At 39.9% G+C, this 22,508-nt stretch carries 20 protein-coding genes; 9 read left to right on the plus strand and 11 right to left on the minus strand.

Annotated features, from left to right (window positions below):
• Positions 1 to 17: 17 nt before the first annotated feature.
• The 6 genes from GQR45_RS08385 to GQR45_RS08410 are packed head-to-tail and all read right to left on the minus strand — an operon-like array spanning position 18 to position 6,930.
• Entirely contained in the window at positions 18 to 1,676 is a 1,659-nt protein-coding gene (locus tag GQR45_RS08385; RefSeq protein WP_165725670.1) for a BatD family protein, read from the minus strand.
• Entirely contained in the window at positions 1,670 to 3,610 is a 1,941-nt protein-coding gene (locus tag GQR45_RS08390; RefSeq protein WP_165725671.1) for a VWA domain-containing protein, read from the minus strand. The genes GQR45_RS08385 and GQR45_RS08390 overlap by 7 nt, the downstream gene beginning before the upstream one ends.
• Positions 3,610 to 4,596, minus strand: coding sequence for a VWA domain-containing protein (locus tag GQR45_RS08395; RefSeq protein ID WP_165725672.1), 987 nt, complete (start codon positions 4,594 to 4,596; stop codon positions 3,610 to 3,612). Before GQR45_RS08395 ends, GQR45_RS08390 begins: the two co-directional genes overlap by 1 nt.
• Positions 4,589 to 5,023: a DUF4381 domain-containing protein gene (locus GQR45_RS08400; RefSeq protein WP_165725673.1), complete on the minus strand. Its 435-nt coding sequence runs from the start codon at positions 5,021 to 5,023 to the stop codon at positions 4,589 to 4,591. The genes GQR45_RS08395 and GQR45_RS08400 overlap by 8 nt, the downstream gene beginning before the upstream one ends.
• Before the next feature lie 2 nt (positions 5,024 to 5,025).
• The gene (locus GQR45_RS08405; protein ID WP_010554656.1) at positions 5,026 to 5,970 is read right to left on the minus strand and encodes a DUF58 domain-containing protein; all 945 of its coding nucleotides are present in this window, start codon (positions 5,968 to 5,970) and stop codon (positions 5,026 to 5,028) included.
• Between the two features lie 3 nt (positions 5,971 to 5,973).
• A complete protein-coding gene (locus tag GQR45_RS08410) occupies positions 5,974 to 6,930 on the minus strand; it encodes a MoxR family ATPase (protein WP_004335627.1) in 957 nt (318 codons plus the stop codon).
• A 306-nt stretch (positions 6,931 to 7,236) separates the two neighbouring features.
• On the opposite strand from GQR45_RS08410, the gene fadI reads away from it, so the two are divergent.
• The 3 genes from fadI to GQR45_RS08425 all read left to right on the plus strand — a co-directional run bounded on the left by fadI (position 7,237) and on the right by GQR45_RS08425 (position 11,337).
• Positions 7,237 to 8,547, plus strand: coding sequence for an acetyl-CoA C-acyltransferase FadI (gene fadI, locus GQR45_RS08415; protein WP_004335629.1), 1,311 nt, complete (start codon positions 7,237 to 7,239; stop codon positions 8,545 to 8,547).
• Positions 8,547 to 10,754, plus strand: coding sequence for a fatty acid oxidation complex subunit alpha FadJ (gene fadJ, locus GQR45_RS08420; RefSeq protein ID WP_165725674.1), 2,208 nt, complete (start codon positions 8,547 to 8,549; stop codon positions 10,752 to 10,754). The genes fadI and fadJ overlap by 1 nt, the downstream gene beginning before the upstream one ends.
• A 73-nt stretch (positions 10,755 to 10,827) precedes the next feature.
• Positions 10,828 to 11,337: a GNAT family N-acetyltransferase gene (locus GQR45_RS08425; RefSeq protein ID WP_024608906.1), complete on the plus strand. Its 510-nt coding sequence runs from the start codon at positions 10,828 to 10,830 to the stop codon at positions 11,335 to 11,337.
• 36 nt (positions 11,338 to 11,373) lie between these two features.
• Here the strand turns inward: GQR45_RS08425 and GQR45_RS08430 are convergent, their stop codons facing one another.
• Positions 11,374 to 11,760: an MmcQ/YjbR family DNA-binding protein gene (locus tag GQR45_RS08430; protein WP_007580596.1), complete on the minus strand. Its 387-nt coding sequence runs from the start codon at positions 11,758 to 11,760 to the stop codon at positions 11,374 to 11,376.
• Between the two features lie 194 nt (positions 11,761 to 11,954).
• Between GQR45_RS08430 and yeiP the strand changes: the two genes are divergently transcribed.
• Together yeiP and GQR45_RS08440 are read left to right on the plus strand one after the other, a co-directional pair.
• Entirely contained in the window at positions 11,955 to 12,527 is a 573-nt protein-coding gene (yeiP, locus tag GQR45_RS08435; RefSeq protein ID WP_007580599.1) for an elongation factor P-like protein YeiP, read from the plus strand.
• 368 nt (positions 12,528 to 12,895) lie between these two features.
• Entirely contained in the window at positions 12,896 to 13,090 is a 195-nt protein-coding gene (locus GQR45_RS08440; RefSeq protein ID WP_007580601.1) for a hypothetical protein, read from the plus strand.
• Here the strand turns inward: GQR45_RS08440 and GQR45_RS08445 are convergent.
• Positions 13,087 to 15,339: an EAL domain-containing protein gene (locus tag GQR45_RS08445; protein WP_007580604.1), complete on the minus strand. Its 2,253-nt coding sequence runs from the start codon at positions 15,337 to 15,339 to the stop codon at positions 13,087 to 13,089. The two genes, GQR45_RS08440 and GQR45_RS08445, sit on opposite strands and share 4 nt — an antisense overlap.
• A 54-nt stretch (positions 15,340 to 15,393) precedes the next feature.
• Complete coding sequence (locus GQR45_RS08450) at positions 15,394 to 18,117, minus strand: insulinase family protein (protein WP_010554661.1); 2,724 nt, start codon at positions 18,115 to 18,117, stop codon at positions 15,394 to 15,396.
• Positions 18,118 to 18,309: 192 nt separating this feature from the next.
• On the opposite strand from GQR45_RS08450, the gene sixA reads away from it, so the two are divergent.
• The 3 genes from sixA to GQR45_RS08465 are packed head-to-tail and all read left to right on the plus strand — an operon-like array spanning position 18,310 to position 19,904.
• Positions 18,310 to 18,780: a phosphohistidine phosphatase SixA gene (gene sixA, locus GQR45_RS08455; RefSeq protein WP_007580608.1), complete on the plus strand. Its 471-nt coding sequence runs from the start codon at positions 18,310 to 18,312 to the stop codon at positions 18,778 to 18,780.
• A gap of 24 nt (positions 18,781 to 18,804) precedes the next feature.
• Complete coding sequence (locus tag GQR45_RS08460) at positions 18,805 to 19,158, plus strand: RidA family protein (RefSeq protein WP_010554663.1); 354 nt, start codon at positions 18,805 to 18,807, stop codon at positions 19,156 to 19,158.
• Positions 19,159 to 19,166: 8 nt separating this feature from the next.
• Positions 19,167 to 19,904, plus strand: coding sequence for an SDR family oxidoreductase (locus tag GQR45_RS08465; RefSeq protein WP_024608900.1), 738 nt, complete (start codon positions 19,167 to 19,169; stop codon positions 19,902 to 19,904).
• 1 nt (position 19,905) lies between these two features.
• Here the strand turns inward: GQR45_RS08465 and GQR45_RS08470 are convergent, their stop codons facing one another.
• Both GQR45_RS08470 and smrB read right to left on the minus strand, forming a co-directional pair.
• Entirely contained in the window at positions 19,906 to 20,835 is a 930-nt protein-coding gene (locus tag GQR45_RS08470; protein WP_010554665.1) for an AEC family transporter, read from the minus strand.
• Between the two features lie 27 nt (positions 20,836 to 20,862).
• Positions 20,863 to 21,420 carry an endonuclease SmrB gene (smrB, locus tag GQR45_RS08475; protein WP_165725675.1) on the minus strand — a complete coding sequence of 186 codons (558 nt, stop codon included), beginning with the start codon at positions 21,418 to 21,420 and terminating at the stop codon, positions 20,863 to 20,865.
• Between the two features lie 152 nt (positions 21,421 to 21,572).
• Between smrB and prmB the strand changes: the two genes are divergently transcribed.
• Positions 21,573 to 22,508 carry a 50S ribosomal protein L3 N(5)-glutamine methyltransferase gene (gene prmB, locus GQR45_RS08480; protein ID WP_165725676.1) on the plus strand — a complete coding sequence of 312 codons (936 nt, stop codon included), beginning with the start codon at positions 21,573 to 21,575 and terminating at the stop codon, positions 22,506 to 22,508.

Raw genomic sequence — 22,508 nt, forward strand, 5'->3', positions numbered from 1 at the left:
CCTGAGTATCGTAGTTATTAATCATAAAGGTCTTTTAATACAGCTTGTTGCGACTTTGATGCTTGAGTTTGATAGTTCTCAAGAATTTTAATAATAGCATTAAGATCCGTGTTTGCGCCTTTATTACTATAAAGTTGTGCCTGCAATTGGCTAATGAGGCCATTAAGCTCGCTGCTGTTTACGCGGACGCAAAGCTCATCAATAGCGCCAACATTTTTGTGAGTCACCTTTACAGAAAAACTATTTAATGCGGTGTAAAAAGCTTTCACATCGTTCGTTTTAGCGAGCGTTTTAAGCTCATTTAAGCTCGGCTGAAAAATATCACGGTTGTTTGGTTGTAATTTCTCAGTCGTATTTTTAGTAGAACGGGTCATTAAGTAAAAAATTACAGTACCAATCCATAAAATATACCCTAAAGCGGCAACAACTATTAACCAAAGAGGAGTATCACTTTTAGTTTCAATACGTTGTGTGCCTGTCGCTTCATTCGAAATATTTTCAATAGCAGGTAAATTGTTTGGGTTTGATTGTGGGTTTGCCACGGCGGTATTAGGTGCGGTACTACTTGGCGTTACCGTTATAGTGCGCTTTGGCAATGTAGCTACGCTAATACGGTTCATTTTAGTATTAAACCAAGGCAGCTGTATTTCAGGTAAAGTGTAAGTACCTGGTTTTTGCGGCAGTAATGCATACGATGCAGTTTGCTGCGATACAACGCGTCCGTCACGTACTGCATTGTTATTTTCTTTTTTATCAGGGTAGCTGCGTATGCCATCAATGGTAGGCATAGAGATTTCAGGTAATTGCTCTTTTGTAACCCCAAGCGCAGTAAGTGTAATAGTACGTGTTATAGGCGTACCGACTTCTACGGTGTTGTCGTTAGGTTGCCATTCTTCATCAAGACTAACCAGCTCGCTTGGTAACCATGCACCTTTATAATCACTCGGAATTGGTTTGATTTCTACTTGCTGATCGTCGCCAAGAGCTGATACTTCTAATTGACGATAATTTTGTTGTACTCGTCCTTGAAAAGCGGGGCCTGCAATAGTGTACGCACCGCTTTTTTGTGGCTGAATCAAATACTCGCGAGTAATAACAAGGTAGCGTTTACCATCAACAAGCTCATAGCTTTCAGTTTGTTTACCCAATTGGGTTAGCTGAGCATCTTCCATACTTGGTGTGCTTAAGCTGCCATCAAGCAGCTCTTTCGCAAGGTAAAGCTTAATAGTGTAAACACCGGCTTCTTGCACAAATAATGAATTACTTGAGAGCGACGTTTTTAAAAATATTTCGTTATTTTTATCTGCATCAACTGAGCGTTTTGCCACTTTTAATTTAATAGGCTGTGAGGTTAACCCTGCAACGCTAAATGCAGGAATAGTGTAATCGCCCTCTGCACGGGTCATTAATTTAACTGACCACGTGGTTTGTTTATTAATGCTGCCATTAATAATGTTGGTACGAGAGCTTAAGCTTGTTGGGCCTACCACAAAGTCTTTTAACAGCGATGAGGTGTCTGGTTGCTCGCCTTTAACTGTATCGTCTACGGATATATTAAGCATAAAAAATTCACCCGCTAAAACAGGGTTTTTATCTACGCTGGCTTCTAATTTGGTGGCAGCCCACGAAGGCATCGCACTTAATAGCAATAAACAGCAAAATAATCGCATTACCATGATTTTTCGACTCCTGTAGGGCGACGTTTATATTGTCTTTTTTGGGCTTCTAATTGCATTTTATTCCGTAATAAAATAGCCGGATCGTCCGGGACTTTTCTAAGTAGTTGATTAAGCTGTTGTGCTTTTTCTTTTTCTTCATTAGTGAGCTCACTTGCTTGAGCTTGCATAGCTTGTTGCTGAGCATTTTGTTTTTGCTCATCAGTAGCAGGTTGCTCACTCATTGTTTGTGGCTTACTTTGTTGCTGCTCGTCTTGAGGCTGGTCAGCGTCTTTATTTTGCCCTTGCTCACTTTGTGGCTGAGCTTGCATATCAGGTTCATTTTGCTTGTCTGATTGCTCGCCAGGCTCACCTTGTTGATCTTTTGATTGTTCAGACTCTTTATCTGATTCTTTATCAGATTTTTCATCGCTTGAGCTTTGACTTTCGTTTTCGCCTTTTTCAGAATCGCTTTTATCACCATTTTGTTGCTTATCCTGTTTTGACTCATCAGAATTTTGCCCTTGGTTTTGATCATCTTTTTTCTGGCTATCATCTTGGTCTTGAGAGTCGTCGCCGTCACTTGGCTGATCTTGCTGGTTTTGTTGCTCTTGTTGATTGAGTAATTGTTCAACTAAAGCTTGGTTGTCAGCTGCTTGTGTAAAGTCGTCTTGTAAGGTTTGGGCTTGTTTGTAGGCTTCAATGGCGTCCTCAAGCTTGCCAGCTTTGGCGAGGGCATTACCGTAGTTGTATAAACCGGTAGCCGACTTATCATTACTAAACTCATTAAGTGCAGCATCAAAATTACCTTGCTGGTAAAGCGCCGCGCCTTTTAACTCACTCGATTGCGCCTGTGTTGCTGCATCGTATTCTTTATTTTTGTAAGCCTCTAATGCACGTTGATCTGCATTTTGCAAAAGAGTAGGAAGCCCTACGGCATACGCATTTTGCTGCGGTAAAAAGCTAAAGGCTAAAAAAGCCCCCAGCAAGGCAGCGCGTCTAAATAAATACAAGCCAAATGGCAGTAATAACAAGAGTCCGTATATACCTGCATCTATTCGCCAAAGTGCGTGGCTTTGTTTTTCGTCTTTCAATAATTCACTCTGTGCATTTGGGGCAAACGTATTTATGTCGTTATTACTAGGCTGGTAACTAGCAAATTTACCACCACTGCTCGATGCTAAATTTTTAAGCTGACTGGCATTGAGAGTAGGTACTACAATTTGGCCGTATCTGTCTTTCAAAAAACCACCTTCAGGTAACTTAATTGGAGCGCCTTGAGCGGTACCCACGCCATATATATTTAATCTATATTGGGTGTTACTGGTAAAGCTACTCACGTCGCTTTGTTCTTGCTGGTCAATACCGTCGGTCACTAAAATAATGTCGCCATCAATATAACCCGCTTGCGTTAATAGCTCTTTGGCCATATCAAGACCGGCTAAAACGTTTGAGCCTTTGTCTGGCATTATTTCAGGGCTTAAGCTTGGAATTAAATTACTAAGTGTTGTGGCGTCGTTTGTTAGTGGCGATATTATATAGGCCGTGCCTGCGTAAGCTACAAGCGCGGTATCACCTTCTTTAAACAGCTCAATCATATCAAGCGCTTTAAAGCGTGATTGCATTAAACGATTTGGTAAAATATCGGTGCTGTACATTGAGTACGACATATCCATAACAATTACACGGGCACTTTTACTTTGAAATACAGGAACTTGTTTTTTCTCAAAGCTAGGCCCAGCACTAAATAAAATGCCAAGGCTGCAAAACAAAGCAACTAACCAAAGTGGCTGGCTGGCTTTAGTGTTTGCTTCGCTCATTATAAATTGTGCTAAATGCGGTGCAATTAGCTGCTCACTAGTCGTTTTTTTATGCTTAATTAAGGCGACAAAAAATAATGCCACAGCAGGTATGAGTAACCATAAAAGAGCGGGGCGAATAAATTCAAAATCCATTAGTTTGGCTCCTTTAATGCACGCAGTGTACTCAGCATTACTTTTAAGCTAATAAGTAAAATAGCGATAAGTAACGGGTAGTAAAATAATGAGCTTTGTGGGCGAAATGTTTGTTCATCAGCGCTAATAGGTTCAAGTTTATCAAGCTCTGCGTAAATTTGTTGAAGGCCTGCTACATCTTTGGCTCTAAAGTATAATCCGCCAGTTTGCTCGGCAATCTTTTTAAGTAAGCTTTCATCTAAATTACTGCCACTAGAGCCACCCATATTAAAGAGGCTAAAGCCGCGCGGATTATCTGAGCCAACGCCAATGGTGTACACTTTAATACCTTCTTCGCGAGCTAGCAGTAGTGCATCTTCTGGGTTTAAATTACCAGCGGTATTTTGTCCGTCGGTTAATAGCACCACAATACGGTTACTTTCATCTTTATTGGCAAAGCGTTTTACCGAAAGACCCAATGCATCACCAATGGCTGTTGCGCGTCCTACTAAACCAATTTGCGCTTCACTGAGCATTTTACTTACTGTTTTAACGTCGCGCGTGAGGGGGGTTTGTAAAAATGCGGTGTCGCCAAATAATATCAGCCCAAGCCTGTCGCCTTGACGCTGCTCTATAAAATCACTGAGTACGGCTTTTACCATGGTCAGGCGGTCAACATATTGGCCATTGTAAGCCATGTCTTGTTCGGTCATCGAGCCTGATAAGTCAACTGCTAACATTATATCGCGCCCTTCATTTGGTAATGAGATTGGCTCATCTAACCATGTTGGATTGGCAGCGGCAGTAACAAGTAATAGCCAAATTATCCATTCGAAAGGATTTAAACGTTGTGCGTGTGGCTCAATGCTTTGGCTGGTTAAATTGTGCTTTGCAAAACTGGGTATACGTAAACGTGTACTGGCATTACTTGCCGCGGGTTTTAATAGTAAAAGTAATAAAGGCAAGGGCAGTGATAAAAATAACCATGGCCAGCTAAATTCAAACATTTACTGACTCCTTTATTTTAAATTGCTTAATACCTTGGCGAAATTTTTCGCACAGTGTTGTATCTTTTTGGCTGGGGTTATACAAGCTTAGTATTTCTTGTTCTGTAAAGCTCAAACCGGTAAGCGTATTAAGTGTTGTGCACCATTTAGAGGTAGATTGCGCAGCAAGGCGCTTGTCGTAATATTCAATCACTAAACGTTTTAAAATAATATGCAGTTGCTGAAGATTTTGCTCACTTTGGCTCAATTGTATTGCGTAGCGTTTAGGCTTTTTAAATTTATGTTTTTTGTAAAATATATAAATAGCTGCGCACAGTGCTAAAAACAGCAGTGCAATAATAACCCACCAAGCAGGGGCGAGTGGCCACCAATTAACTTGGCTTGGCGCTATTATATCGTGCAGGCCATCGAGTGGATTGGTTTGCATGGTTATTTTCTCACTAATTGCAGCTCAAGCGGTGTTGCTGCATTGAATGATATTAAATTAAGACCCGATTTAGTTAAGCGATTAAAGCGCGTACTAAATGCTTGCTCAGCATTTTTAGCAAAGCGTTCTCTAAAGCTGTTATCCATTAATGGTAGGGCAAAGTCTTGACCATTTGCATTAACGGTGACTGCTTGCTTAAACGCAGGTAACTGATGCTCAAATGGATCGCTTATGTGGCAACCAATCAGCTCGCAGTGGCGGCTTAATATTTCGAGTTGCTTAAAGCTGGCATCATCCAGAGCATTAAAATCAGACACTAAATACACTAAGCTGCCTGGTTTTGCTAAATGGTTAAGGCGCTTTAGGTTATCGCTAAAGTTGTTAGGGGCTGTTTTATCAATGTTGTTGAGTGCTTGCTGGTGGTTGTCGCATAAATTATGACAAAGCTTAAGGACGGCTTTTTCACGGGCGCTGGGCTTTAGCTCCAAATGCGAGTGCTGATTAAACACAATACCGCCAATTCTATCGCCGCGCTGACACGCCGACCATGCAACAAGAGCGCTTATATGCGCAGCTTGCACCGACTTTAACAGTAACTTTGAGCCAAACAGCATTGAGTTTGAAAAATCAGTGAACACAAACACAGGGCGTTCTTTTTCTTCTTGAAAGAGCTTTGTGTGAGTCTCGCCGGTACGCGCAGTAACTCGCCAATCAATAGAGCGAATATCGTCACCTTGCTGATAATGTCGGACTTCGGCAAATTCCATTCCTCGGCCTTTGTGCGGTGCAAGGTATTGCCCTGTTAAGGTGTTTTTTATTTTCACCTTAGGGGCAAGTTCAAGCAATTGCGCTTTGGCTTTGTAATACATCAGCTCTTTGAGTGCTAAATTAACACCGTGGCTATGGCTCTGTTTGAGCCATGCTTGGGATTCTAATTGTTTTTGCATAACTTATGGTACGGCTACAAGTTCAACTATACGGCTTATTACTTGATCTTTAGTAATGCCATCGGCTTGGGCTTCGTAACTTAAAATAATGCGGTGACGCAGTACGTTATGCACAACAGCTTGAATGTCATCAGGTGCTACAAAGTCACGGCCTTGAAGCCATGCATGAGCACGAGCACATTTATCAAGTGCTATTGTTGCACGCGGACTTGCACCAAACTCAATCCAGCTACCTAGTTGCGCATCTAATTTAGCGCCTTCACGGGTGGCAATAATAAGTTGTACTAAATATTGCTCAAGTGGCTCTGCTAGATAAAGGCCTAATATTTCTTTACGAGCTGCAAATAAATCGCTTTGACTAATTTTTTGCATTACTGGTTGTTGCTCGTTAAGCGCTTCGCCACGTGTTAAACGTAGTATATCAAGCTCATGCTCAGCGCCAGGGTAGCCAATACTTAGGTGCAGTAAAAAGCGATCCAGCTGGGCTTCTGGTAACGGGTAAGTCCCTTCTTGCTCTAGCGGGTTTTGTGTTGCCATAACTAAAAACAGTTCGCTAAGCGGATAAGTGTTTTTACCCACGGTCACTTGGCGCTCTGCCATGGCTTCTAATAGTGCTGATTGCACTTTGGCTGGTGCACGGTTAATTTCGTCAGCTAAAATTAGGTTGTGAAAAAGAGGGCCTTTTTCAAATACAAACTCGCTAGTTTGTTGGCGGTAAATATCGGTACCTGTTACATCAGCCGGTAATAAGTCTGGCGTAAACTGTACGCGCTGAAACGATCCTTCAATACCTTTAGCAAGTGCATTAACTGCACGTGTTTTTGCAAGCCCAGGAGGGCCTTCTACTAATAAGTGACCATCAGCTAAAATAGCAATAAGTAGCGCTTGTGTAAGCTCTGGCTGGCCAATGATTTGTGTATCTAAGTACGTTTTTAATTGTGAAAATGCGTTAGCTGCCATAATAAGTGGACTGTCCTCGTCAGCTGGGTTTGTACCTAATAGTGTTAGGTGATAAATACTGACCTATTTATAAGGTTTATAATTGGGTAACTCAAGAGTTAGACTGTATTTTTTAAAATAGTTCGTTATTTTTTAACGATTTTAAGCGTACCACAAAACTTTGTAAATGCGTCTAAAAAAGCCTATTGTGATAGTCGTAATTAAACACTATTTATATAAATTTGTGTTTATCTATTGGCTTTAGTACACGGGTTGTTTAGAATCGAGGAAAACAAACAGGTCAGACCTGTCAGCGGGAGAGCATAAATGTCTGAGCAAAACATACTAAAAACACCAAAGGGCGACCGTATTGCCATAGTTAGCGGCTTACGTACACCTTTTGCAAAGCAAGCAACAGCGTTTCACCATGTACCTGCACTTGATATGGGTAAATTGGTGGTTAACGAAATGCTTGAACGATTAAATTTCAACAAGTCAGAAATTGATCAACTTGTATTTGGTCAAGTAGTACAAATGCCAGAAGCGCCAAATATTGCACGTGAAATTGTATTGGGCACAGGTATGCCGGTATCGGTTGATGCATATTCTGTATCGCGCGCATGTGCTACCAGCTTTCAGGCTATTGCTAATGTAGCTGAGTCTATTATGGCGGGATCTGTAAGTGTAGGTATTGCAGGCGGCGCAGATTCGTCATCAGTATTGCCAATTGGTGTTAGTAAAAAGCTAGCAGGCAGCTTAGTTGATTTAAATAAAGCGCGTACGCTTGGTCAACGCTTAAAAATATTTTCAAAACTGCGTTTAAAAGATTTATTACCAGTGCCTCCTGCAGTTGCAGAGTACTCAACAGGCCTTTCAATGGGGCAAACTGCTGAGCAAATGGCTAAAACACATAATATTAGCCGTGAAGATCAAGATGCGTTAGCGCATCGTTCTCACTCACTTGCAACGCAAGCATGGGCTGATGGAAAGTTAAAAGATGAAGTAATGACGGCGCATTTACCGCCATATAAAAGCTTTATTTCAGAAGATAACAACATTCGTAAAAACTCAACGGTTGAAGGCTACGCCAAGCTTAAACCTGTTTTTGACCGTCAGCACGGTACTGTTACCGCCGCAAATGCAACACCATTAACTGATGGTGCAGCGGCCGTACTTATGATGAGCGAAAGCAAAGCAAAAGCACTAGGCTACGAAATACTAGGTTACGTACGTAGCTTTGCATTTTCGGCAATTGGCGTAGAAAAAGACATGTTAATGGGCCCAGCTCATTCAACGCCTATTGCACTAGATAGAGCGGGTATTACGCTTGCTGATTTAGATTTAATTGAAATGCACGAAGCGTTTGCATCGCAAACACTTGCCAATATGAAAATGTTTGCTTCAGACAAATTTGCACAAGAGCATTTAGGTCGCAGCAAAGCAATTGGCGAAATTAACATGGATAAGTTTAACGTTAACGGCGGCTCTTTAGCATATGGTCACCCATTTGCAGCGACAGGTGCACGCTTAATTACGCAAAGCTTACACGAGCTTAAACGTCGTGGTGGCGGTTTAGCATTAACAACAGCGTGTGCTGCTGGTGGTTTAGGTGCAGCCTTTGTATTGGAGAGCGCGTAATGACAGATTCAGTATTTAATTTAGCGGTAGATGAAAATAAAATCGCCGTGGTAACGATTGATGTGCCGGGTGAGAAAATGAATACCCTGCGCAGCAGTTTTGCCGATGATTTAAAAGCGTTACTAGAAGACGCTAAGTCGCAAAATGTAAAAGGCATGGTATTTATAAGCGGAAAAAGCGATAACTTTATTGCTGGCGCCGATGTAAAAATGCTCGATAGCGTTCAAAAGCGTGAAGATGCTTTAGCTATTAGCGAGCTATGTCATCAAGCGTTTTTTGATATGACAAAATTGCCATACACAACAGTAAGTGCGATTCATGGCGCTGCATTAGGTGGTGGTTTAGAGTTTGCTTTAGCATGTGATTACCGTGTTGGTACCGACAGTGATTTAACAAAAATTGGCTTACCAGAAGTGCAACTTGGTTTACTTCCTGGTGGCGGCGGCACCCAACGCTTAACTAAAATTGTTGGTATTCAAAAAGCACTAGAGTGGATGCTAACAGGTAAACAGATTCGCCCTACGCAAGCTAAAAAAGCAGGTGTGCTTGATGACTGTGTACCGCACAGTGTGCTGCTAAAAGTTGCAAAAGAATTTGCGACTAAGAAAAAGCCACAAGCAAAAGAGCCAAAGCTCGACAATATTAGTAAATTACTAGAGTCAAACCCGTTTGGTCGTAACTTTATCTTTAAAAAAGCAAAAGAAAACGTACTTAAAAAAACGGGCGGGCACTACCCAGCACCACTCGCTATTATTAAAGCAGTGCGAGCTAGTGTAGAACTTGATGAGCTAAAAGCGTATAAAACAGAAGCTGAAAGCTTTGCAACACTTGTAATGAGTGACGAATCGAAAGCGCTTCGCGGTATTTTCTTTGCAACCACTGAAATGAAAAAAGAGTGGCGCAATGATGACGCACCCGCAATAAGCAAAACTGCTGTTTTAGGTGGTGGACTAATGGGCGCAGGCATTGCGCACGTAAGTGCTGTTAAAGCTAAAGTACCGGTACGTATTAAAGATGTAGCAGAGCAGGGCATTAGTAATGCAATGAGCTACACCTATAAAATTTTAGATAAGCGTCTTAAGCGTCGTATTATGTCTAAAGCTGATGTGCAGTTAACGATGAACCGTATTACAGGTACAACTGACTACAGTGGCTTTAAACACATTGATTTAGTAATAGAAGCGGTGTTTGAAGACCTTGCACTTAAGCAAGGTATGGTTGCAGACGTAGAGCAGCAATGCCAAGCAAATACAATTTTTGCAAGTAACACGTCATCATTACCAATATCGCAAATTGCAGCGCAGGCAGCACGTCCTGAAAATGTAATTGGCTTGCATTACTTTTCACCAGTGGAAAAAATGCCATTAGTGGAAATTATTCCACACGAAGGTACGTCTCAAGAGACCATTGCCCGCGTTGTTAACTTTGCACGTAAGCAAGGTAAAACGCCAATTGTTGTAAAAGACATGGCCGGTTTTTACGTCAACCGTATTTTAGCGCCTTACTTAAACGAAGCTGCTAACTTAATGTTAGCAGGCGAGCCAATTGAAAAGATTGATGCAGCGCTTGTTGAGTTTGGTTTTCCGGTAGGCCCGCTGGCTCTACTTGATGAAGTAGGTATTGATATTGGCTCTAAAATTGCCCCAATTCTTGAAAAAGAATTAGGCGAGCGTTTTAAAGGCCCTGATGCATTTATGCGTATGATTGATTCAAAACGCCTTGGCCGTAAATCGGGTCGTGGTTTTTATGAATACGATAAAAAAGGCAAAAAGGTTGATGAGTCAGTTTACGAACTATTGGGTGTTACCCCGGCTCCACGTTTAAACAAGAGCGAAATTGCTAAGCGTTGTGTATCGCAAATGCTTAACGAAGCAGTACGCTGTTTAGATGATGGCATTATTGCCAGCCCACGTGATGGCGACATTGGTGCAATATTTGGTATTGGTTTTCCACCATTTTTAGGTGGCCCGTTTAGCTATATGGATAAATTAGGCGCAAGTAAAATAAGCTCTGATATGTCTACATTAGCTAACAGCGATGCTAACTTTGCACCATGTGAATCACTGGTAACAATGGCAAGCTCTGGTGCTACTTTTTATAACGCAACACATGTTGAGGTTGTAGCTCCTGAAGTACAAAGCACTGAGTCACAAGAGCAAAGTGTAGCTGAGCCTGAAGTTATTAAAGAGATTGAAACGAAAGAATAAAGTTTCTGCTATCTAAAAAAACCGCATTTAAATGCGGTTTTTTTATAGTTTTTATAAATAAATGAGGAGCTTAATGACATTATTTACACAAAGATTGAGCATGTACCAAATGGAAGAATCTGATTGGCCTCTTTTTCTAGCGCTTCATCGCGATCCTCAAGTCCTTAAGTATTGTTTTGATATGCCAATGGAGTCACTGGTAAGAAACCGCTTTGAGATACGCTTGCCTAAGTGGAATGCTAAATCACGTCATCCCCTGTGTTTACTCATTATTAATAATCAAACAAAACAACCTGTGGGTGTTACAGGCTTTGCCTATGACGGAGAAACCGCAGAGCTTGGTTATTTATTATTGCCAGAGTATTTTAATAAAGGCTACGCGACAGAATCCCTAAGAGCTGTGATTGACTGGGCTTGGAAAGAATGTGGTATTAGGCAGTTTAAAGCAGTCGTAACGCGTGGCAATATTGGTTCTGAAAAGGTGCTTGGTAAGTGCGGTTTAACCCATACCGATACACTTTTTAAAGTGCATACAATAGGCGAAAAGTTATATGACGATTTAATTTATACGCTTAAGGTGTAGGGTTTTAATGGGCTAGTAGCCTAGCCCAAAAAGTGTTTACAAGTGAAGTGAAATAGCTTTTCGGTCTTTTTCTGGCATGTTTTCTACGACTAAATTAAATGAGTTATCAATCATTCTCTCAATTTCACCTTGTGGAATTGTGCCGTCTAAAATTACTGTGTTCCATAAGCGTTTATTCATATGGTAACCAGGGATCACTGCCGGGAAAATATCACGCAATGATATTGCTTCATCAGGATCGCACTTTAAGTTAAGCCACCAAATAACCTCACCATCATCATTAGTTTGACCGTCATTGCCAATAGCAAGAGTCGCAAACATTTTATGATTCACTTTATATACATCAACCTCTTGCGCAAATGGTTTTGTAACCTGAACAAGTGGTTTTTTAACTAAATACTCATGTACTTTTTTCTGGTCCATGATCCATTCCTTGAAGTCATACTCGGTAAAGCTACCATAGCAGTTTTTTTCACATTTGATTATATGTATTTTAGTATAAATTAAAATTTTACAAGCTAATACAACATGTAGCGTAAAACCAACGTAATTTTAGTTGAACAAAATCCAGTTCGTGGTATGTTTCTGGCAATCAAAAAAATAATAGGAATTTACACATGCCAAAGGCGAGTGATGTTAAAAAAGGTACTGCTATTGACTTCAATGGCCGCGTTTTAGTTGTAAAAGATATTGTGCGCTCTGTGCCGCAAGGTCGTGCTGGTGGTAGTTTATACCGTATGCGTTTATACGATGTGGTAACCGGTGGTAAAGTTGACGAAACATTCAAAGACAGTGACATGCTAACGCTGGCTGATTTAACACGCCGTGAAGTAATGCTATCGTACATTGATGGTGACGAGTATGTGTTCATGGATAATGAAGATTACACGCCTTATAACTTAAGCAAAGATGCTATTAGCGAAGAAATTTTATTTGTTAATGAAGAAACACAAGGCGTACACGTAATTGTTATTGATGGCGCGCCAGTAGGGCTTGATTTACCGTCAAGTGTTGAACTTGTTGTTGAAGAAACAGACCCATCTATCAAAGGTGCATCTGCGAGTGCTCGTTCAAAACCTGCACGTATGTCTACTGGCTTAAATATTTCTGTGCCAGAGCATATTTCAACAGGTGACCGTATCCGTATTAATACTGTTGAACACAAATTTATGGGTCGTGCTGAAAAGTAACTTGTAATACCAACCTGCATAAATCTTTGATCAATTTAACGAATTAAATTGCACTATAACGTCGTTAAAAGTTTTTTATTTACGACTGCATGGATGCATGGATGCATGGATGCAGGAGGTAGAGCAATGCAGGGAGCAATTGCCGAGAACAACTAGATATAAAAACTTTTGCCTAGTTCTAGCGTAATTTTCTTAACGTTAAATAGACCCCATATATAAGCAGATTGGTATAAATTATAATTTTAAAAGCCGAATCTGTGTTTAACAGCTTCGGCTTTTTTGTGCGCGCGGGGGATTTGTTGCTTTAAATTTAATCACGTTAGCGTTAGAATAAGTGCCGTATTTTTGAGCAACTTTAAAGGGTAATTTTGTTTATAGTTTTACTAAGCAGTGCATTTATAGCTTTAATGTATTTAGAAGCCATTAAAAAAGGTATGCCAATTAAGCGATGGCTTATTTTAGGCGGTTTACTTGGGCCTGTGGCCTGGTGCTTATTTAATCTACATTATCGCCGTGCTTTAGTAAGAAATGTAGGTATAAATGCGTGTATATGGCGCCCTTAATTTATCGACGCCACATTTTTATTTTTTCTAATTAAGCTTGGGGCTGCTTTAGTTTGTTGCTGCTTTAAAAATTCAGTAAATTCACTTTTTGATAGTGGCTTAGAATAGTAATAACCTTGTACTGTTTCGCAATTAAGCTTTTTAAGTATATCAATTTGATGAGCTTGTTCTACACCTTCAGCAACTACATGCAAATCAAGGTTATGCGCAATAGTGACTATTGAGTCGACCATATTACGCCCTCGTTCGTTGGTCATGTCATCTATAAATGCTTTATCTACTTTAAGTGTATTAAGCGGAAATTGCTTTAAATACGCTAATGATGAATAACCAGTACCAAAATCATCCATTGCTAAATGAATACCTCGGGCACTTAACGAACGCATAATTGCAATGGCTTCTTTAGGGTCGTCCATTACAGTACCTTCTGTTATTTCAAGCTCTAAAAAGTAAGAAGGTAATTCGTTTTTTTGCAAAATAACGTCAATACGAGAAGTTAAATCGGGGAGGCTAAATTGCTTTGCTGATAAGTTGACAGCTACTCGGCCGCTAAATAAACCGCTATCTAGCCATTCTTTTACGTCTCTGCAGGCTTTGTTTAATACCACTTCACCAATTTCAATTATTTGGCCCGTCTCCTCGGCTATGGGTATAAACACGCCTGGGCTAATAATGCCTTTTTTGGGTGTAATAAAGCGTACTAATGCTTCCATTCCGGTTAGCTTGCCTGTGCGGATATTCATTTTTGGTTGGTAGTACACTTCAAAATGATCTTCTTTTAAACCAAAGCGCATAAGGTTTTCTATTTGTAGTCGTTTAACGGCTTGACGGTTCATCGTGTCGTTAAAAAATAAGTAGCTGTTACCTTTCTTTTTAGCATGATACATCGCGGTATCTGCATTTTTTAAAAGCAGTTCAGGCGTATTACCGTCTTCTGGAAATAATACAATGCCTACACTTGAGGTGATTGCCAGTTCGTGGCCAGCCATTTTAAATGGTGTAGCAATGGCTGCTAAAAACTGTTTTGCCATACGTGTAATTACATGTATGTCGTTAGTGTCAGACATTACAAGAGCAAACTCATCGCCGCCTAAACGATAAAATACATCATTTTCGCGGGTTAGTTTATTTAAGCGCATTGCTAGTTTAGCTAATAAGCTGTCACCTAGTTGATGCCCTAACGAGTCATTTATTTTTTTAAAGTTATCTAAATCGAATACAAGCAAGGCGTGATGCGAGTTGAGCTTTACTAGCTTTTGCAAATCAGTAAAAAATAAATTTCGGTTAGGCAGGCTAGTTGTGCGATCTCGATTCGATAAGTTATGTAACTGCGATTCGGCTTTTTTACGCTCTGTTAAATCTGAATAAACAACGACATAATTAGTTATTTGATTTTGATCGTTTTTAATTTCATCTATCGATATTTCTATAGGCAATAAAACACGCTCACTATTACGAAGCTTCACTTCTTGTTGGATATGTTCGCGCTCTTTTACTATTTCAATAATTCTGTTTGTGTAGCTTGGCTCATACCCAGATAGGTTGAAATCTTTTCCTAAGTATTGCTCGCGTACGCCACCAAACAAGGTTAAAAAACTCGGGTTTATATCAACCAGTTTAAAGTTTTTATCGTAAATTGCTAAGGCGTCAGTGAGAGATTCAACACATTTAGCAAAAAGGTTTAAGCGTTCTTCCGTTGATTTTAACTGTGATATATCGCGAACGGTACCGGTCATTCTAAGGGGTGATAAGTTGGCGTCTTTTTCAATTATTTTTCCGCGATCGAGTACCCAATGCCAACGACCAAATGTATCTTTGATTCGGTAGGTGGCTTCAAAAAAAGCAGACTGCTCTGCAAAGTGTACTTTTAACAAGTGCTCAACGTTATTAATATCGTGAGGGTGAATAAGGCCTTTGTTTGGCGGAAACCCCATTAAGGTAGTCGAATCCATTAAGTACTTATCGTTAATACGAATAACTTCGCCTGTTTTTATGTTCCAGTCCCAAAGTGTATCGCCGCTACCTTCTACAGTGCTTTTAAGGCGTTTTTCCGAAAGACGGAGTTGACGGCGTGAGCGTCTAAGTTTGTGGATTACAAATAACAGGTAGGGCAAAGCAAGCGCTATAATGGCGCTTGCTAGTATAAGTATATTGTCGGAGTTGTAATTAAATGATGACTCAAAGGCAAAAAGCTCAAATGAGTAAGCAAGTACTACAAGCATGCTTAGTTTTATTATTATTTTTATCATTTTTTTATTACTTCTAATTTACAAATGATAATTTAAAACAAGCTAAACCTAGTGTCAAAGAGATTGAGAGTAAACGGGCATATTTTGAGATTTATTGACTTTTGCCGAGCTTAAAAGCTCATATCTTGGTCTATTATCATCAAATAGGCTTAGTGCATAAACTTTTAGTTCTTTTAGGGTTAGCGCATTTAAGGCATCTAAAAGTCGTTGTTGCATATGAAATTCATGATCTCTGTTACCAATAGCAAGCCATAACCGTTGTGAGCGTAGGCGCAGGTTTTTATCTTTTTCTGCAATATGAGTACTAAGGCCGTGTTTTTGCTGTTGCCAATCGTTTTCATCAAGTGCATCAATGTTATCAAGGTAGTTTTTAATAAAACGGTTATGTCGATGCAATAAAGTTTTTGCATCAAACTTAGGTGACTGCACATAAAATGCTATTCCAGCACGCGTGTTAAATGGTGCATAACCTGCGCCTACTAAATAACCAAGTTGCTGTGTAGTTCGTAATTCATTAAAGTAATCTTGATTAATTAAATGATTTAACGCCATCATTTTTACTTTTTCGGCCACGCAATCCGTTTGCGCTTGATAGTAAATAACCATTGCATGGTCGTTACAAGGAAGCTCTAACTCGTAGCGAGTTACTTTTTTAATTTCAAAAAGAGGGCGTCTTAAATCTTCAATTATGGTTGCGTTTTTTAAGTGATTTGCGACCTTTTTTTGAAAGGCTATTGCATCACTTTGCTGCCAGTTACCATGTAAAAATGATTCAACATGTAGTGCTTTAAAAAAGTCTGTTCTGAACTCATTAAATTGCTGAAAACAGGTGTTTTTTAATGCCGATGCAAGCTCCCCAGGTTGTGGGTTCCAAGGCATTATTTTTGCGCCTAAAATGCTAAATAACTCACTGACTGGTTTGTTTTGGTTGCTATTGCGCCAATGCCTTACAAGCTGTTTTTTATATTCAGCAAAGCGTTTTGCACAGATCTCTACATTAAATAAAGCATCTATTAATTGATCAACAAGCTCTAACTGGCTAGATGAAAGCCCCGCAGTATGTAGAGTTAATCCACCTTGATGCGAGGTTAAGTGGTAGCTAAGTCCCGCAAGTTCTGCTGGATAAAATTGCTCGCCCACACTATCCATAAATAAATCTGTAAATAAGCGGGTGAGTGCCATATGTTTTACATCTTTTACGGCAAAATCAGAATCCATGGCCAAATAAAAATGGCCTTTAGCAACACGAAATGTGTTGTCTTGTTTAAACCAAAAGTCAAAACCGGGTTCTTTTACTAATAACTCGGGTTTTGTTTGTGGTTTTACGACATCAAATAACACCACTTCTTTTGTTAAATAAGGATTAGCTGTAGGTAGCAGCATTTCGCTCAACGGCTTATTTATCTCGCTAAGGGCATCAAGCCAACTAGGTGAAATATGTTCTACTTTATATGGTGTGTTGTACCATGCCGTTTTATGTTCAGGCTCTACATCTGGATGTATAAGTACGATGCGCATATTATGTGGCGTTAACCACTGCATGGCCATTTCGTGGGTCGCTTTTTTAAAGCCTTCCATTAAATAGTCGCCTTGCACGTAATTTGCTTCATCGTAATGCTGCATATTAATGCTTAAATTACTGACCCAATCAATCAGGCGTGACTTTTCTTGGTTATCGAATGCTATTTGTAATAGATTTTTTTTATCTTGGTATAAGCGTGGCAATTTTTCGGTGTTATCGTTAATTAAGCAAATGTATTCAAACACCATTTCAATAATGTCTTCGAAGTATTCAATACCTTCATCGGTAAGCGCTAAGCTAATATTAAAATCTTTGAAGTTGCTGCCATTAATACCACCGCCAGCAGAAAGCGCGTTTATCCAGCCTTGTTCTTTTAAAATAGAATAAAGAGAACCCGCGCCTTCATAGCCAAGTAAGTGGGCAATAAAACTTACTGTTTTATGGCGATAAAAGTCGTCAATATTAGGCATAGCAAAACTTATAATAAGTTTTTGCATATGCTTATGTGGCTCAATGTGGAGTATTTTTCCTATGTCTTGTTTACGATAAAGTGGCTCACTGATCTCTGGCTTTTTAAGGTTTTTGTTGCCGTTAATTGCGCCAAAGTAAGTTTGAGTCCAGCTTTGTAGTGTGTCTAATGTTTCGTTTGCGCAAATAACTAAAGTCATCCACTGAGCTTGGTACTGGCTATTAAAAAAGTCACGAAGCTCATCACTAATACAGCGCTCTCTGTCAGCTAAGGTTTGTAGGTTTCCTACAGAAAACTTAGCAAATGGATGAGCTGGATTTACCGTTTCTTTATGGGCTTGATAAATACGGCGACCGTCGTCTTTTATTTTTAGTTTAAACTCGGCTTCAATTGCGTTACGTTCTTTTTCTGTTTCGGCTGAATTTAAAAGAGGCGCAATAAAAAAGCGGCTAAATTGGGTAAGTGCTTGTTCAAATTCTTGATTGTTAATATCAAAAAAGTAACAGGTATGCTCAGTGCCGGTCCACGCATTGGTGTTGCCGCCAGCTTGCGAAACAAAATTATTAAAACTGCCTGAATCTGGGTATTGGTCAGTGCCTAAAAAAAGCATGTGCTCTAAAAAGTGTGCTAGGCCTTGCCTATCAAGAGGGTCGTCAAAATGTCCGGCGTTAACTGCCATTGATGCTGCCGCTTTTGTAGAATCTTTATCTTGCACTAATAGTACTTTTAGACCATTGTCCAGTGTAAAGGCGCGGTATGCTCTGTTATCATTGCGGCTGATATTCAAATGATGCTCCTGAAACTAAACGTTTACTTGTTAACAACAGATGATGGCTTCAGGAAAGCGAAGTACAGCTTAAAGATTTACCTGAATCTCATGAAAGAACTATTTTAGAAATAAATAGATTTATATTGTTAATATAGCTGACAAACGGGCAAACTGGCTACTGTTTTATATTCTTTAATCGGTTGATTTTTTATGAAAACAATTCTAATAATGCGCCACGGCGAAGCAACACCCATGCAGGCTGATGATGCAGGTAGAAATTTAACCCAAGCAGGGCATGATGAAGCTGAAAAAATGGGCCTTTGGCTCAGTAAAGCACATTACCCTGATGCACTGTTAGTTAGTCCTTACATTCGAGCACAGCAAACAGCTGCGGGTGTGGCTAAAAATAACGTATTTAAATTTAGCGAAACCACGTCTGATATAATTCCCGAAGGCAAACCTCAAATTGCTGCTGACTACATCGAAACACTTATTGCTACTCACCCCCAATGCAATACATGGCTTATAGTGGCACACATGCCTATTGTAAGTTACTTAGTGGACCAATTAAGCCCTGGCAATATGCCCATTTTTAATACGGGTGCTGTTGCTGTTATTAGTTACGATGAGCAAACCCAGCGTAGTAGTTATTTAAGTATAAATGCCCCAGAAAACGTTTAAATATAAATAATTGAGTAAAGTAAAATGACAATAGAACGTTTACAAACAGGTGCGCGCATGAGCCGCATTGTAAAACATAACGGCACTGTGTATTTATGTGGGCAGGTATGCGCCGACGCGCAAAAAGATATCAAAGAACAAACTCAAACTATGCTTGATAAAGTAGAGGCATTGCTTGATGAAGCGGGAAGTTCAAAAGAACATATGCTTAGCGCGACTATTTATGTAAAGAGCATGGAATACTTTGCTGATATGAATGCAGTATGGGATGCGTGGGTAACCGAGGGTTGTGCACCAGCACGTGCCTGCGTAGAAGCTAAAATGGCACGTGATGCACTGCTTGTTGAAATTTCAGTCGTTGCAGCTTTAAAAGAATAATAGCTTTAATGACTTGCTCCCCCGTTGTACTCATCACTGGCTCTAGTCGAGGTATTGGCGCAGCTACCGCATTATATTTTGCAAAGCACGGTTATAATGTTTGCATTAATTATAAAGCAGATTTAGCTAGTGCAATATTGGTGGCAGAAAAAGTAAAGCAATTAGGCGTTGAGGCTGAAGTAATTCAAGGTGACGTGTCACTAGAGGCTGACGTTTTAGCTTTATTTATGCATATAGATAAAGTCTTTGGTCAACTTGATGTACTAATAAATAACGCCGGTATTTTAAAACCACAAATGCCTTTGTTAGAAATGAGTGCTGAGCGCATAAACGAAGTTTTGACTACAAATATTACCAGTGCTTTTTTATGTAGCCGTGAGGCAATAAAGCGAATGGGAAATAGCGGTAGTATTGTTAATGTTTCATCGGGGGCCGCTAAAACGGGCTCTCCTAATGAGTACATTGATTATGCAGCATCTAAAGGTGCAATGGACACATTTACTATTGGCTTGGCAAAAGAGGTGGCAAGTAAAGGTATTCGAGTTAACTCGGTTAGACCTGGGCTTATTTACACTGATATGCATAGCGATGGCGGTGAAAAAAATCGAGTCGATCGTCTTAAAAGTAAATTACCCCTTGGCAGAGGCGGTACACCCGAAGAGGTTGCTGCAGCAATTTACTTTTTAGCTTCAGAGCACGCTTCTTTTACAACGGGTAGCTTTGTTGATGTAGCCGGCGGTTTGTAAGCTAAAGTAATAAAGCTAGCCAAAACGTAAAGCTAATAACACTTAAGATAGTAGAAAGTACGACAGCCCCAGCAAGAGTAGCTTCATGCTGCTTTATTTGAGTCGCAATAAGATAAGCATTTACGCCAACAGGGGACGCACTTAAAAGTACCAATACATTAAGTATTTGCGTGTCTAGCTTAAATACATAGGTGCCTACCAATAAAACTAGCGCAGGCAATAAAAATATTTTTAAAATTGATGCTATTAACGCCGGTTGCCAATTTGCAGCTATTTTATAAAAAGCTAAATTAGCACCAAGTACAAATAGCGCACAGGCAATTGCTGGTTTAGCTAATAGCTCCAAACTATTTGCTAAGTCGGTAAACAGTGTAACTCCTAATATGTTTAATATAAGCCCGCACCCAATACTTAGTACTATTGGGTTTAACACCATACTTTTTCCAAAGTGCGACCACGAAAATTTATCGCTACTGCCCTTAGCCCCTATTAAAAAAGTAAGTGCAAATAACAATGTGCTATGAAAAGTAATGATCATAAACGCAATGGCTATCATCTCTTTGCCAAGCGATGCAATAACAATAGGAATACCCACTAACACCATATTTGAATAGCTAGAAGCGAGTCCAAAGACGCCGTGTTGTTGGTAATTTTTTAAATACTTTTTATTTAAATAAAAGCGATCAATTAAAATACCCACCCCAAACACGCTCAGAACGGGTATGTAAAAACTCAAAAATGCAAAAAGGCTAATGCTTTGCTGTAAGTTAATTTGCGACATATTTAACAATAAAAAAGCAGGCAAACTAATATAAAAAGTAAATTTACTTAAGCCTGCAATATGCTGCTTTTCGAAAAATTTTAATCGGCAACAGCTATAACCAAACGCAACAATAAAAATGAGTGGAAAAATAATCGAAAAAATATGCACGAAGTTACATCCTAGTAATAGCTAAAGTTAGCGTCTAAATTCATCACTTTGCGGTAAATTAATTAGTATGAGTACAGCGCCTCTACCACCATATTCGAGAGGGGCTTGGTGCATCGCTATTACGTCTGGGTGCTGTACTAAGTACTGAGGCACTTTGTGCTTTAGTACGCCGCCGCCAATACCGTGCACTACACATGCACAATAGTAATGCTGCTTTTTACATTCGTGAATGAGTCCAGCGAGTTCATCTTTAGCAAGTTCTTTATTTAAGCCATGTAAATCTAGCGTCAAATCGGGTGCAAAGTCACCACGGCGAAGCTGTTTAGCTAGGAAGGTATCTTGGCCTGGTTTTACATATTTAACCGTGCCGTGGGTGTCTATATCGGGAATATAAACGTCTGAGAAGAAAAATTCAGATTGAGCCTGCTTTTTTTGCTGGGCAAATTGCTTAGCTTGTGACACCTTAGGCTTTGTATCAAAACGATGAGTATCTTGTTTAAATACTTTGGCGTCTGTGATCGTTTGACGAAATAAGCTTATGTCGTCATTGCTTAGGGACGAATGTGATGGAGTGTCTTTTTTCATAACTATTACCTAAACAAAAAAACGTAAAAACGCAGCGCAAAAGGCGGTACAATACTTAAATGAGGGGCAATTGTAATTTGCCCAGCGCAGATAGGCAATGCAATCGTCTTAAAGACTCAAAACAGTCAGTAAGCTAATACAGGTAAAAATATATGAGCGATTTACAAATAGAAGAAGCAACACTCGAAGAAGCCGTTGCAGAACTGTCAACTTTACATGACTGGTTACGTTGGACTACAAGCCAATTTGCAAGTAGTAGTATATTTTTTGGACACGGTACAGATAACGCATGGGATGAAGCTGTAAGCTTATTACTGCCTGCGCTTAGCTTGCCTGTTGATGCGCCAAAAGAATTAATGCACGCGCGTTTAACAAGCACAGAAAAAAACCGACTTGCGGGTCTTATTGCAGAACGTATTAACGACTGCACACCAGTACCTTACTTAACAAACATTGCATGGTTTGCGGGTATGCCATTTTATGTGGATGAACGTGTACTTATACCTCGCTCACCGTTTGCTGAGCTTATCAGCAACCGCTTTACACCCTGGCTTGAAGAGCCACAATCGGTTAACCGTATATTAGATTTATGTACAGGCTCGGGTTGTATCGCAATTGCACTTGCGCAAGCTTTTGAGCAGGCACAAGTTGATGCGGTAGATATATCGTATGAAGCGCTTGAAGTGACAGACATTAACATTAACGATTACATGTTAACTGATCGTGTGTTACCTATTCAGTCTGATGTATTTAGCGGTGTACCAGGTCAAAAATACGACCTAATAGTAGCAAACCCACCATATGTTGATGCAGAAGATATGGCTGACTTACCACGTGAATTTCATCATGAACCAGAGCTTGGGCTTGCTTCAGGCCACGATGGTTTAGATGTAACCCGTACTATTTTAAGTGAAGCGAGTGAACACCTAACTGATAACGGTTTGTTATTTGTAGAAGTTGGTAACTCTATGGTACATATGGATGCACTGTATCCGGGCGCGCCGTTTGAATGGATTGAATTTGAACAAGGCGGCTTAGGTGTATTTGTAATTAGCAAAAAGCAGCTAGATGAGTATTTTGCAAAATAA

Source organism: Pseudoalteromonas sp. SA25 (assembly GCF_011378705.1).
Lineage (GTDB): Bacteria > Pseudomonadota > Gammaproteobacteria > Enterobacterales > Alteromonadaceae > Pseudoalteromonas > Pseudoalteromonas arctica.

Coding starts and splice junctions, on each gene's coding strand:
- GQR45_RS08385 (WP_165725670.1), bottom strand. CDS start 1,676: ATGGTAATGCGATTATTTTGCTGTTTATTGCTATTAAGTGCGATGCCT.
- GQR45_RS08390 (WP_165725671.1), bottom strand. CDS start 3,610: ATGGATTTTGAATTTATTCGCCCCGCTCTTTTATGGTTACTCATACCT.
- GQR45_RS08395 (WP_165725672.1), bottom strand. CDS start 4,596: ATGTTTGAATTTAGCTGGCCATGGTTATTTTTATCACTGCCCTTGCCT.
- GQR45_RS08400 (WP_165725673.1), bottom strand. CDS start 5,023: ATGCAAACCAATCCACTCGATGGCCTGCACGATATAATAGCGCCAAGC.
- GQR45_RS08405 (WP_010554656.1), bottom strand. CDS start 5,970: ATGCAAAAACAATTAGAATCCCAAGCATGGCTCAAACAGAGCCATAGC.
- GQR45_RS08410 (WP_004335627.1), bottom strand. CDS start 6,930: ATGGCAGCTAACGCATTTTCACAATTAAAAACGTACTTAGATACACAA.
- fadI (WP_004335629.1), top strand. CDS start 7,237: ATGTCTGAGCAAAACATACTAAAAACACCAAAGGGCGACCGTATTGCC.
- fadJ (WP_165725674.1), top strand. CDS start 8,547: ATGACAGATTCAGTATTTAATTTAGCGGTAGATGAAAATAAAATCGCC.
- GQR45_RS08425 (WP_024608906.1), top strand. CDS start 10,828: ATGACATTATTTACACAAAGATTGAGCATGTACCAAATGGAAGAATCT.
- GQR45_RS08430 (WP_007580596.1), bottom strand. CDS start 11,760: ATGGACCAGAAAAAAGTACATGAGTATTTAGTTAAAAAACCACTTGTT.
- yeiP (WP_007580599.1), top strand. CDS start 11,955: ATGCCAAAGGCGAGTGATGTTAAAAAAGGTACTGCTATTGACTTCAAT.
- GQR45_RS08445 (WP_007580604.1), bottom strand. CDS start 15,339: ATGATAAAAATAATAATAAAACTAAGCATGCTTGTAGTACTTGCTTAC.
- sixA (WP_007580608.1), top strand. CDS start 18,310: ATGAAAACAATTCTAATAATGCGCCACGGCGAAGCAACACCCATGCAG.
- GQR45_RS08460 (WP_010554663.1), top strand. CDS start 18,805: ATGACAATAGAACGTTTACAAACAGGTGCGCGCATGAGCCGCATTGTA.
- GQR45_RS08465 (WP_024608900.1), top strand. CDS start 19,167: ATGACTTGCTCCCCCGTTGTACTCATCACTGGCTCTAGTCGAGGTATT.
- smrB (WP_165725675.1), bottom strand. CDS start 21,420: ATGAAAAAAGACACTCCATCACATTCGTCCCTAAGCAATGACGACATA.
- prmB (WP_165725676.1), top strand. CDS start 21,573: ATGAGCGATTTACAAATAGAAGAAGCAACACTCGAAGAAGCCGTTGCA.